The sequence below is a fragment of the Mesorhizobium sp. WSM4848 genome (genome assembly GCF_055811375.1).
The window spans coordinates 1-11,501 of record NZ_JBVVPX010000056.1 but is presented as its reverse complement, the minus strand read 5'-3'; the positions used below and the strand labels follow the sequence as shown (position 1 = coordinate 11,501).

The 11,501-nt window shown below is 63.0% G+C and carries 13 protein-coding genes and 2 pseudogenes; 6 read left to right on the top strand and 9 right to left on the bottom strand.

All coding sequences use genetic code 11. From position 1 onward, the window contains the following. Positions 1–36: 36 nt before the first annotated feature. Positions 37–900, bottom strand: coding sequence for a DMT family transporter (locus tag AC0L16_RS31695; RefSeq protein ID WP_473625456.1), 864 nt, complete (start codon positions 898–900; stop codon positions 37–39). 85 nt (positions 901–985) lie between these two features. On the opposite strand from AC0L16_RS31695, the gene AC0L16_RS31690 reads away from it, so the two are divergent. Then, positions 986–2,410: an aminotransferase-like domain-containing protein gene (locus AC0L16_RS31690; RefSeq protein ID WP_473625454.1), complete on the top strand. Its 1,425-nt coding sequence runs from the start codon at positions 986–988 to the stop codon at positions 2,408–2,410. Between the two features lie 39 nt (positions 2,411–2,449). Here AC0L16_RS31690 and AC0L16_RS31685 read toward each other — a convergent pair whose 3' ends face one another. From AC0L16_RS31685 to AC0L16_RS31675, 3 genes are all read right to left on the bottom strand, one after another. Next, entirely contained in the window at positions 2,450–2,950 is a 501-nt protein-coding gene (locus AC0L16_RS31685; protein WP_473625453.1) for a MaoC family dehydratase, read from the bottom strand. Between the two features lie 241 nt (positions 2,951–3,191). Next, on the bottom strand, positions 3,192–3,620 hold the full coding sequence (locus AC0L16_RS31680) for a phasin family protein (RefSeq protein WP_473625451.1): 429 nt from the start codon (positions 3,618–3,620) through the stop codon (positions 3,192–3,194). A gap of 96 nt (positions 3,621–3,716) precedes the next feature. After that, the gene (locus tag AC0L16_RS31675) at positions 3,717–5,012 is read right to left on the bottom strand and encodes a DUF445 domain-containing protein (RefSeq protein ID WP_473625450.1); all 1,296 of its coding nucleotides are present in this window, start codon (positions 5,010–5,012) and stop codon (positions 3,717–3,719) included. A 196-nt stretch (positions 5,013–5,208) separates the two neighbouring features. Here AC0L16_RS31675 and rirA point away from each other — a divergent pair, with 196 nt between their 5' ends. Continuing rightward, on the top strand, positions 5,209–5,670 hold the full coding sequence (gene rirA, locus AC0L16_RS31670) for an iron-responsive transcriptional regulator RirA (RefSeq protein ID WP_473625449.1): 462 nt from the start codon (positions 5,209–5,211) through the stop codon (positions 5,668–5,670). 184 nt (positions 5,671–5,854) lie between these two features. Here rirA and AC0L16_RS31665 read toward each other — a convergent pair. From AC0L16_RS31665 to hemP, 5 genes and pseudogenes are all read right to left on the bottom strand, one after another. Beyond that, a pseudogene (locus AC0L16_RS31665) lies at positions 5,855–6,172 on the bottom strand (ATP-binding cassette domain-containing protein); the annotation flags it as partial. Then, complete coding sequence (locus tag AC0L16_RS31660) at positions 6,106–6,327, bottom strand: hypothetical protein (RefSeq protein ID WP_473625447.1); 222 nt, start codon at positions 6,325–6,327, stop codon at positions 6,106–6,108. The pseudogene AC0L16_RS31665 and the gene AC0L16_RS31660, both read right to left, overlap by 67 nt. A 63-nt stretch (positions 6,328–6,390) precedes the next feature. Next, positions 6,391–7,110 carry a heme/hemin ABC transporter substrate-binding protein gene (locus tag AC0L16_RS31655; protein ID WP_473625446.1) on the bottom strand — a complete coding sequence of 240 codons (720 nt, stop codon included), beginning with the start codon at positions 7,108–7,110 and terminating at the stop codon, positions 6,391–6,393. Positions 7,111–7,121: 11 nt separating this feature from the next. Then, a complete protein-coding gene (locus AC0L16_RS31650; RefSeq protein ID WP_473625444.1) occupies positions 7,122–8,183 on the bottom strand; it encodes a hemin-degrading factor in 1,062 nt (353 codons plus the stop codon). 11 nt (positions 8,184–8,194) lie between these two features. After that, entirely contained in the window at positions 8,195–8,401 is a 207-nt protein-coding gene (gene hemP / locus AC0L16_RS31645) for a hemin uptake protein HemP (RefSeq protein WP_473527643.1), read from the bottom strand. A gap of 165 nt (positions 8,402–8,566) precedes the next feature. Here hemP and AC0L16_RS31640 point away from each other — a divergent pair. The 4 genes and pseudogenes from AC0L16_RS31640 to hmuQ all read left to right on the top strand — a co-directional run. Next, positions 8,567–9,374 (top strand): annotated as a pseudogene (locus AC0L16_RS31640) (TonB-dependent receptor domain-containing protein); the annotation flags it as partial. A gap of 5 nt (positions 9,375–9,379) precedes the next feature. Beyond that, positions 9,380–9,823 (top strand): hypothetical protein, encoded by a 444-nt coding sequence (locus tag AC0L16_RS31635; protein ID WP_236376692.1) that lies wholly within the window; start codon positions 9,380–9,382, stop codon positions 9,821–9,823. 139 nt (positions 9,824–9,962) lie between these two features. Beyond that, on the top strand, positions 9,963–10,952 hold the full coding sequence (locus AC0L16_RS31630; protein ID WP_473625442.1) for an energy transducer TonB family protein: 990 nt from the start codon (positions 9,963–9,965) through the stop codon (positions 10,950–10,952). Positions 10,953–11,020: 68 nt separating this feature from the next. After that, complete coding sequence (gene hmuQ / locus AC0L16_RS31625; RefSeq protein WP_473625441.1) at positions 11,021–11,335, top strand: heme-degrading protein HmuQ; 315 nt, start codon at positions 11,021–11,023, stop codon at positions 11,333–11,335. Positions 11,336–11,501 lie beyond the last annotated feature (166 nt).

The following is an 11,501-nucleotide window of genomic DNA, read 5'->3' as shown; positions in this document are numbered from 1 at the left end:
TTCTCCCACAAGGGGAGAAGGCAAGCCACGCGCCGGCTACCGCGCATATTTCTTCGCACCGACCACGCAAAGCACGACGGCAGCCGTGACGGCGATCATGGCGGGGCTGACCGGCTCGTGCAGCAGCATTGCTGCCAGCCCAAGGCCGAAGAAAGGCTGGAGAAGCTGCAACTGCCCGATCGCAGCGATGCCGCGTTGCGCCAGCCCGCGATACCAGAACACAAAACCGATCAGCATGCTGAACAGCGAGACATAGGCCAGGCCGATCCAGGCGGCCTTGCCGACGGTTGCGAGCGACGGCGGCATGGTGATGAGCGTCAGGGCCAGCATGACCGGCAGCGACAACACCAGCGCCCATGAGATCACCTGCCAGCCGCCGAGTTTGCGGGACAGCGTGGCGCCTTCCGCATAGCCCAGTCCGCACAGGATAATTGCGGCCAGCATCAGCATATCGCCAAGCGGCGCGGCCGTCACACCTTGCGTCACCGCAAAACCGGCAACAAGGGCGCTGCCAAGGCATGAAAACAGCCAGAAAGCCGGTTTGGGGCGATCGCCGCCGCGAATGACGCCGAAGATTGCGGTCGCCAGCGGCAACAGGCCGACGAAGATGATGGAATGGGCCGAGGTGATGTGCTTGAGCGCCAGCGCGGTCAGCAGCGGAAAGCCGACCACGACGCCGAGCGCCACGATGGCCAGCGACAGCAGATCGCGCCGCTCCGGGCGCTTCTGGCGAAAAATGAGCAGGAGCGCGAGGCCGAGAATGCCTGCCGTGGCAGCACGGGCGACGGTTAGGAACGCCGGATCGAAATCCATCACCGCGACGCGCGTTGCCGGAAGCGATCCGCTGAAAATCAGGACGCCTACGAATCCGTTGATCCAGCCGCCCGCCGTCTTGTCCATCGCACGCTCCGATCATTCTCGCCCTCTATCGGGCCGGACATATGGCGCCACCAGAGACAATGAGGTACAGTTCGATAAAACTGTCATGGAAGATCGAGCAGTACGGATGGACGAGCAGACGACGGCAAGTGAGGGCAGCGGGACGCTTGTCGAAAGCGTCATGGCGACGATCAGGCACAGGATCGCCGCGCGCAGCCTGACACCGGGAACCCGACTGCCTTCGATCCGGGCTTTTGCGAAAACCATGCAGGTTTCGAAATCCACAGTGGTCGAAGCCTATGAGCGTCTTGCCGCCGAAGGCATCATCCGCTCGCGTCCGGGCTCGGGTTTTTATGCCGCCGGACCGCTGGCTCCCTTGTCGCTGGCCGAGATCGGCCCAAGGCTTGACCGTGCCGTCGATCCGCTCTGGGTTTCACGCCAGTCGCTGGAGGCCGGCGACGGCGTGCTCAAACCCGGCTGCGGCTGGCTGCCGGCCGCGTGGATGCCGGAGGCTGGGTTGCGCCGGGCGCTGCGGACAATGGCACGCAGCGATGATGTCACGCTGACCGACTACGGCACCCCGCTCGGGCTGCCGCCGCTGCGTCATCTGCTTGCACGGCGCATGGCAGAGCATGGCATCGAGGCGTCTCCCGACCAGATCATGCTGACGGAATCAGGCACCCAGGCCATCGACCTCCTGTGCCGGTTCCTGCTCGAGCCGGGCGACACGGTGCTGGTGGACGATCCCTGCTACTTCAACTTCCATGCCCTGCTGCGCGCTCACCGGGCCAAGGTGGTCGGCGTTCCCTACACGCCGTCGGGACCGGATATCGAGCTGTTTGCGCAGGCGCTGATCGAGCACCGGCCGCGCCTCTACATCACAAATTCCGCGCTTCACAATCCAACGGGTGCAATTCTGTCGCCGGTCGTCGCCCACCGATTGCTCAAGCTCGCCGACCAATCGGATCTGACGATCATCGAAGACGATATCTTTGCCGACTTCGAGCACACGCCCGCACCCAGGCTGGCGGCGTTCGACGGTCTTGGTCGCGTCGTCCAAATCGGCAGCTTCTCCAAGACGCTTTCGGCGTCGGTGCGCTGCGGCTTCATCGCGGCTCCGCGCGACTGGATGGAAGGGCTGACCGATCTCAAGATCGCCACGTCCTTCGGCAGCGGACGGCTTGCCTGCGAACTGGTGCTGACGCTGCTGAAGGACGGCAGCTATCGCAAGCACGTCGATTTGCTGCGCACGCGGCTTTCCCGCGCCATGGCTGAGACAAGCACCCGCCTGAAGGCGATCGGCATCGTGCCGTGGATCGACCAGCCGACCGGCATGTTCTTGTGGTGCAGACTGCCGGAAGGCGTCGATGCAGCTGATATAGCCCGCCGCGCCTTGTCGGCCAATGTCGTGCTGGCGCCCGGCAATGCGTTCAGCCTGTCTCAAACCGCCAGCCGTTTCCTGCGCTTCAACGTCGCGCAGTCGGCGGACGAGAGAATTTTCAGGACGCTCGAAGAGGCGATGTCGCGTTGATTTTCGTTGTCACGGAAATGCCAGGCCTGCGCTTCGCCCTCACGGCACTACCCGCCTGCGCCGCCGCTCATAGAGCATGACCAGCGTTTCGGCGGTCAGCGCCGGCTTCTTCTCACCTTCGATCTCGACGATGTTGGCCGCCTTCATCAGATACTGGCCGGGGCCCTTGTCCTCCATCGACAACAGCGTGATGCGCAGCCTGATGCGGGCGCCGGCCCTGACCGGCGCCAGGAACCGCACCTTGTCAAAACCATAGTTGAAGACGGCTTGCGTGTTTTCCGGCACGATGCCCATGTCGAGCGCCAGCGCGCCGATGATCGACAGCGTCAGATAGCCATGCGCGATGGTGGCGCGGAACGGGCTCTGCCGCTTCGCCCGCTCTGGATCGACATGGATCCACTGGCGGTCGCCGGTGCATTCGGCGAACTGGTCGATGCGGCTCTGGTCGACCGTCGTCCAGTCCGACACGCCAAGCTCCTGCCCTGTCATCGTCCTGAGCTGTTCGTAGGTCGGCGGCGGCCTCAGCCGTATTTGCGTCATTCCTGCTTTCCCGATCGCTTGCCCTGCCTCCGGACCACGAACCGGCCGCCTCTGTCAATTCGGTCAGTGTGTTCCGCTGCGATATCCTCGGCCGGATCGCGCCAGTGGCGGGTCCAGTGCCGGCTTCCAGCACTGGCAACAAGATTATCGGGCAAGAGGAACTTTGTGCGCTTGGCGGGACCAACACCAAGGCTTCGCCAGCCGGGATGACGGGAGAAAAGTCCAGCTGCTCGGGAACAGCCTACTTCTTGTCGTAGCCGCTGCGGATTTCCTCCATCGCCTCCTTGATGCGCTCGCGCAGGATCTCGACCGATTCGGTGCCGGACTTCCTGGCCATCTCCGCCACCTCGCCGGCATTCTTCAATGCGGTTTCGAAGGATTTCCTGGCGAACGCCGCTTGCTTGGCCATCAGCTCCCGAGGATCGCCCGGAGCCCTGTAGTCCTGCGCCATGTCGGCGATCTCGTGCAGCGTGTCCTGCAGCATCTCGCGTTGTCGGTGGAGCAGCGACGACGCTCCGGCAGCACTTGCCCTGGCCGACTTTTCCAGTGCTTCGAGGTTCTTGCGATGATGGCTGAGGATCGCCTCGACATCGACGTTCGGCAGCTTCAGGTCGCGGCCGAACCTGCCGAACATGTCGATGAAGGTGTCGGATTCCGGTCGCTTTGCCATGGTGGCGTCTCCCCTGTTGCTGCGAATGCGGCAGCTGAAGAGAACAATAGGGCACTGGAGCCCCACGGTCCATTCGGCCGCGCAACATGTCGCGCCTCAGCCGACGAGGAACAGCCGTTCCACCGTATGGAGCACGACGCCGGCCAGGCCGCCGATGATCATGCCGTTAAAGCGGATATATTGCAGGTCCCTGCCGATGTTCATTTCGATCAGCCTGGTAAGCTGGGCAAGGTCCCAGCGCTTGACCTGATCGGCGATGAATTTCGAGACGCCGCTCTTCTGGCTTTCGACGAAGGACGACAGCGCAACGATAAACCCCTGGTTCATGTCGGCCCTGATCTGCGGGTCGCCAGCAAGATGGCGGCCGACCTCGACGAACATGTTGGCGAGATGGGCGCGGATCATCGAATTCGGTGCCTTGGCGTCCTGCTCGATGAACACACTGAGGCTTTCCCACATGTCGCCGGCCAGCGCCTTCAGCTCCGGCCGGGCGAGGAAATCGCGCTTCAGTTTCTCGGCGCGCCTGGCGTATTGTTTTGACGTCCTCAGCCGCTCGACGAAGCTCAGGACGAAACGGTCGAACTCGGCGCGCATCGGGTGATCGGGATCGGCCCTCACTTCGTCGAGCAGCGAACCGGCTGAGGCGACGATCTTCTTCAAGAGATAGGCGTCGGCGCGAAACAGGTTGAACAGCGACGGCAGTTCCTCGCGGATCTTCTCGCGCATCGTCGCCAGCGCCTGCTCATCGCTCAGGAAGCGGCCGACGACCCTGGTGAATTCGTCGAACAGTCGTTGGTGGCGGCGGTCGTCGGTCACCGCCGACAGCAACTCGGCGGCGAGCGGGGCCAGCGGCACCTTTTCGATCTGCTCCAGCATGCGGCTGCTGACGAAGCCGCGCAGGCCGGATTGCTCGACCGCCGCCAGTGTCTGCGGCACCAGCCGGCCGACGAAATGCGACAGATCGGCGGCGCGGTTGGGGTCGGCCAGCCAGTCGGCGACGAGCGCGGAAAAGTCGACCTCGGCAAGCTTTTCGCGCACCGGCTCGGGCGCCAGAAAATTGACCTCGATGAAGCGGCCGAGATTGTCGGCGATGCGGTTCTGGTTCTCCGGGATGATCGCGGTGTGCGGGATCGGCAGGCCGAGCGGCCGTCTGAACAGCGCCACCACCGCATACCAGTCGGCCAGCCCGCCGATCGTTGCCGCCTCGGCGAAAGCAGCGACGAAACCCAGCCACGGGTAGTAGCCCTCGAACGACTTGGCCACCGCAAAGATGAGGACGCAGAGCGCGAGCGCTGCGGTGGCGACGAACTTGGTGCGCCGAAGCGCCGAAAGCTTGGCCTCCGCGTCGGCATCGAACCGGGCGGATGCCAAAGCCGGTGATGGTTGTGACATGGATGAACTGCTCCTGGTCGATGTCGCGGAGTTAACTTAGTGATCCGCCCCCCGAATGCGCGCCATATCAGGGTCATGGTTCGCACGACCGCCCACACAACCTGATAAAGATACTCAGCTATTATGCGCTGCCAGTCTGGAATTATTCCAAGGTATAGGCCATATTAGGCCTGAGCTACTGCTTCGTGAGGATAAAATGCGGCTGACACGCCAGACCAACTACGCCATGCGCATTCTGATGTATTGCGCTGCGAATAACGACCGGCTGAGCCGCATCCCGGAGATCGCTGCCGCCTACTCGGTGTCCGAGCTTTTTCTCTTCAAGATCCTGCAGCCTTTGGTCGAGCATGGTCTGGTCGAGACGGTGCGCGGCAGGAACGGCGGCGTCAGGCTCGGCCGCCCGGCCGAATCGATCACATTGTTCGACGTCGTGCGCGTGACCGAAGAGAGCTTCGCCATGGCCGAATGCTTCGAAAACGACGCCGCCGAATGTCCGCTGGTCGACAGCTGCGCCCTGAATTCGGCGTTGCGCGAGGCGCTCAACGCCTTCTTCGCCGTGCTCGAGCGCTATACCATCGCCGACATGGTGGCAGCGCGCCCGAATGTGCGCCACCTGCTCGGCATCGACATGCTGGTGCAAAGGGCGCCGGCCGCGTGAGTTTTGGCGCTTGCGCTGCCAGCTCTCCTTCTCCCTTGTGGGAGAAGGTGGCCGAGCGAAAGCTCGGTCGGATGAGGGGTGTTCCAGCTTGGCAAAAATCTCACTCCGTCCAACACCCCTCAACCGTCTTGGCGCTGCGCGCCAATCCACCTTCTCCCACAAGGGGAGAAGGAAGAAGGGGAACTTACGCCGCCGACTGCGGCAGGACGAACGGCATGTCACCGGCCGGCAGCACGCCGACCCGCAGCCGGCAATCGAACACTTTTTCGATCAGATCGTCGCTGAGCACGTCCTGCGGTGAGCCGGTGGCGGCGAGCCTGCCGCGGTGCATGACGAAGATCCGGTCGGCAAACATCGCCGTCAAATTGAGGTCGTGCAGGATCGCGACAACGCCGCCGCCCCTTCTGGCGAAATCGCGGGCGATGTTCATGATGATCAATTGGTGCTTGATGTCGAGGCTGGAAACCGGCTCGTCGAGGAAGAGATAGCGCGGTTTGCCGTCAGCGCCTCATTGCCGGGTGCGGCACCCAACAGCCAGTCGCCAACGACGCTGACGGCCGAGGCATCGGATGCGCCTGATGTCAGCGACAACAGGACGGCAACGGCAAGTCCGAGGCACAAAGCCAGGATGGCGTTGCGCGCGCCCCGAACGGTCACCGTCGGATGCTGCCGCCATAGTGCCCGCACCAGCGATCGATTGATCCACCATTGGGCGCCCGCTCAGTCCGCGGCCTGCCCGCCATAAAGCGAGGCGGCAAGGTCGCGGATGACGTCGGCGGTGCGCGGCCCGAAGCCGAGCAGATAGCCGCGATCCATGCTGACCAACTGGCGCACCGCACCCGCCCGTGTCGACAATATGGACGGGTTCGCGAACAATTCGTCGTCCGATACGCCGGGACCGGCATTGTTCATCATCAGGATCACGTCCGGCCTGGCGGTGATGACAGCCTCGTCGGACAATTGCTTGTAGCCGGAGAAGCCGTCGACCGCGTCGGCGCCAAGCGCCTTCCCGACGATGCGGATCTTTTCGACAATGCCGTCGTGGTCGTAGCGCTCGGGCACCTCGATGAACGGGATGCTCGTCTTCTTCAGCACGTCGACGGTTTCCTTCGACCCTCTGCCGTGCAGGGCCAGGATGCCCGACGGATTGACCGACAGCACACCTTCCGGCGACAGCTGGCGCATGTAGCCGACGTCAGGCAGCTTGAGCGCCGCCTCGGGATAATTGCTGGTCGAATCGCGAGCGACCAGCCGGTCCGGCTCGCCGAGCGCAAAGACGATCTCGGTGATCGAACCGCCAATGGCCGCTATCTTCGACGGGTCCGCAAAAACCTCCGTCCCTTCGGCGGCGGGGGCCGACAGCGCAAAGGCCAACGAAAGGCACATCGTGGCCCCAAGCGCCATTCTAAAAACACGCGCCCGTTCAAGCAAAGGAGCCATTGTTATTGTCCTCAGGCTGCGGTCGGGCTTGGAATGCGCGGCAGATTCTCTGCCAGAAACCGCCAGTCCTCGCGTTCGCTTTCGCCTTCGTGGCGCTTGCCGAAGAACTGGATGATCATCTTGCCGTCGGCGCCATAGGCTTCGACAGACGTGACATGGCCATCCTTGGTCGGCTTGCGCACGGCCCAGACCTCCTGGATGTGGTCGGTCCGCAGATGCAGGTGGAACGTCTCGTCCAGCACGTTGATCCACGGCCCCATCGGCTTGATCGAGGTGATCGGGCCCGAATGGATCTGGATGCAGCCGCGATTGCCGACAAAGCACATGATCGGCATCTCGCCCTCGGCGCCATGATGCAACATGGCGCTGATGGCATCGTTGTCGAGCAGCCAGGCGTAATCCTGGCCGACCATGCGCATCGCCTGGCGGCGGTCGAGCTTCAGCGTCTTCAGCATGCCGAAGAACTGATGCACGTCGGTCAGCCGGCTCCAGCGGTCGCGCAGATCGTCGACGTCAGCGGAAGCGGCGGAAGTCTCGGCCTCGCTTTCAGGCCCGCCTTCTGAAATCGCGACGCTCGACTCCTGGTTCGGCGATTCCAGCTCGGCCACCAGCTTCTGATAGGCATAGAGGTTGGACGCCGGCCGCAGATGCACCTTGTGCACCGCCTCGCCTGCCGCATCGAAGAACTGCAGGCTGCGCCTGATATCGCCGCCGTCGCGCTTTTCGACGGCAAAGCCGTGCGCCCAGGCTTTCGGGAAGATGCGCAGGTCGATGTTCTCACCAAGCACCATGGCATTGTGGTTGCCGGTCACGACCTTGTCGTAGACGCCGATCTTCTCGTGCACAGCGCTTTCATTGCGCGTCAGCGCCATGACCTCGCCGACGGCCTCGAGGCCGGTCAAAAGATCATTGACGCGCGGCTCGACGCGGAGGGCGCCGTCGCCGCAATGCGCGGCGACCAGCTCGGCCTCCGAAATGCCAAGCTGGGCGGCGAGATCGCGCTCGCGCGTCTTCGGATTGTCTGCCCGCGCCCGCCGGATCTCGTGCGGCGCGGGCTTTACGCGCTGGTCCATATTTTTATTACCTACTTGTTGAGGATGAGCTTGCCCTGGCGGGTGATTTTTAGCCGGTAGAGCGCTCCGTGATGCTCGATACCGATCTCGTGCTCGCCCTGGAACAGCGAGTTGCTGGACAGGGTCCTCACCGTCAATGGGACCCGATCGAAACGAGCCGAATTGTCGTCGGAACGGCGGACGCGATCGCGAAAGTCATTGGGATTGTGCGTGTTCATCTGGTTTCGATCCCTTTCCTGGGCCGGGCCGCGCCTGGTCGCTGGCGCGGCGCTTGCGTGAAATGCCGATTCATTTCTTGACTTGAATAATCATGTTTACTAGTCAGTGCAATACCGGACTAACCGAGTCAAGATTTAAGAAGCCGGACACATCGAAAATGCAGGTCGCCGCGCATCACCGTCGGCGTCTCGCCGTTCGAAACCGCCAGCCTTGCGGGACTGCAATTCTACGGCACCTATGCCGAGGGATATCGCTCTCCTCGCTGTCGGAAACCCTCATCAGCGGCAATCATCCGGCAGGCGTCAGCTTTCCCTTCCTCCCCATTCCCGATCTGAAGCCTGAAACTGGCAAGACCGTCGAATTCGGTGTCAACTACAAGCGCGACGACATCTTCGAAGCCGGCGACGCGTTTCGTTTCAAGGCGGCCTACTTCGACAACGATGTCGACGACTACATCGAAGGCGTCACCCCGTCGGCATTCGACCCGACCAGCGGCTGCCCGTTCGGCCCCGGCATCCCGATCTGCTTCCAGACCAGAACTTTGCAGAAGCCAGGATCCGCGGCTTTGAAATGGAAGGCGTCTATGACGCCGGCTGGGGTTTCGCCGGGCTTTCCACGTCGATCATCGATGGCCACACTATTTCCTACGACGGCGAGCGGGCAGACCTCGTCACCGTCCCCTCTTCGCAGGTCACCGGGCAACTCGGCTTCCGCTTTCTGGAGGACAAGCTGACCGTCGGCGGCGAGGTGCAGTATAATGGCAAGCCGAAGGGCAATCCGGTGGCCAAGGACTACACGCTGGTCAACGCCTTCGCCAGCTACCAGGCGACCGACAATCTCAAGGTCGACTTCCGCGCCGACAATTTGTTCGACGTCAAATACACCAACCCGTTGAATGCATCGGCCACTGTTGTAGTTTACGAGCCTGGTGTCACGCTCAAGCTGGCGGCGACAATGCGATTTGGAGGCTGACGACAATGACAAGCTTGACGGCATCGCTTCGCCTGCTGACCTCGGTGCTGGCCATGCCGCTTGCGATGGGTCCGGCGTGGGCGCAACAGTCTGCGCCGGCCCCTGCTCTCACGCTTGAGCTCAATGGCGCGCAGGCCTCCGAAAAAGGCTGCCGTCTGACCTTCGTGGTCAACAACACGCTCGGCGCCGACCTCTCGAAAGCGGCGTTCGAGATCGCGCTGTTCAACGAGGCCGGCGTCGTCGACCGGCTGACGGTGCTCGACTTCAAGGACCTGCCGGCGGGCAAGACCAAGGTGACGCGTTTCGATCTTGCCGGCGCCGACTGCGCCAAGGTCAGCCGCGTGCTGATCAACAGCTCGACCGAATGCGCCGGCACCGGCATCAAGCCGGACGCTTGCATGCGCGGACTGAAGACCGAGACCAAGACCGGCATCGCCTTCGGGGTCTGAGAAGGCAGTGAGAAGACAGTGGGGCTGGAGCCCGCATTCGCTCGAAACATAGTGGTGTGGTCCGCTGCCTGTTGCCGCTAGGGCAAATGATGTTGATTTGACAAGTCCGCGCCGGTTGCGGCAGGTCTCGCCGCGAGCCATGCAGAACATCAGTCCCCTCCCCGACGCCGATGGCGAACTGGCGCTTGCGCCGACCGGACCGCTTGCGCCTGCCCGACCGTCAGCGATGAGCCGCAATTGGACGGCGGCAATCGTCGCCTCCTGCCTGTTTCATGCGGCGGTGGCGGCCGCTTTTCTCATCGCACCTGCAGGCACGTTTGATGCCGGGGACGCAATCGAGATGGAAGGCGCCGATCGAACCGGCGCCGACGTGGTCGGCAGCGCCTTGAATGGTAAGGTGCCGGGCGCGATGAACGTCACCCTGGTGCCCGACCCGCGGCCAGCCAAGCCTGAGGTCAAGCCCCAGATCAAGCCAGAGCCGCCTGCCGACCGGCCCACCGGGGACCGGCCGATCAGGGAAATGGCCACGCAGCCGCCCGCACCCTTGCCGCAGATTGTCGAGCAACCCACTGCCGCGCCAGACATGATGGCCGACAGCCCGCAGCTGGACGAGCAGCGCGTGGCTCCGAAGATCGAAACGCCGGCAGAGCCGGCTGCCCCGGCCGAAACCGCCGAGGCGCCTCCTGCCGATGTCGGACAGCCGCCGATCCCGACGCCAAGGCCGAGCGCTACACCAGGTCCTGTCGGAGCCGGCGAAACCAACGAGGCCCGCGGCGCCGCGGATGGCGAGGAGCGCGCCGCGGTGGCTGCCAGCAAGGGCAAGGAGCAGGCAGCGGCAGGCAATGCGATCGAATCCGGCTACAGCGGTGAAGTCCAGAAGAAGCTTGCCCGCGCCAACCGTCATGTTTCGAAAGCGATACAGGCGAGCGCTCGCAACAACGCCAGGGTCGTTTTCGTTGTCATGGCCGACGGCAGCATCAGCGACATACAGCTTGCCGAAAGCTCAGGCTCTGCGGAGCTTGATCAATTCGCTTTGACACTGGTGCGCAAACAGGCACCGTTCCCTCCCATTCCAAGCGAAACCGGCAAGTCAAGCTGGGTGTTTAAAGCGCGGATCGGTCCATTTTAACAGCCTGCGCCTCATTCGTTTCGGCCACCATCAACCGTCACAATTCACCAATCCCGAAAGGACAGCCAATGTACATCGCCATGAACCGCTTCAAGGTCCAGAATGGCTCGGAAGCCGCTTTCGAGGACGTCTGGAAGAACCGTGATTCCAGCCTGTCCGAAATGAAGGGTTTCAAGCAATTTCACCTGCTGCGCGGTCCGCTCAACGAGGCCGAAGGCTACACGCTGTTCGCCTCGCACACCGTGTGGGCGAGCCATGAGGATTTCGTCGCCTGGACCAAATCCGAGAATTTCCGCGCCGCGCACCGCAACGCCGGCTCCACCAAGGTGCACTATCTCGGCCATCCGCAGTTCGAGGGCTTTTCGGTCGTCGAGGGCGCGTGACATGACCTCGTCCGCAGCCAATTGCCGATCTCGGCGCCGCCCCTTCTCCCTTCTCCCCTTGTGGGAGAAGGTGGATTGGCGCGCAGCGCCAAGACGGATGAGCGACTATCTGGGGTGTCAAGTTGCATTTGCGAACTCTTTGCGCGCATCGCGTGCTTTTGCATTG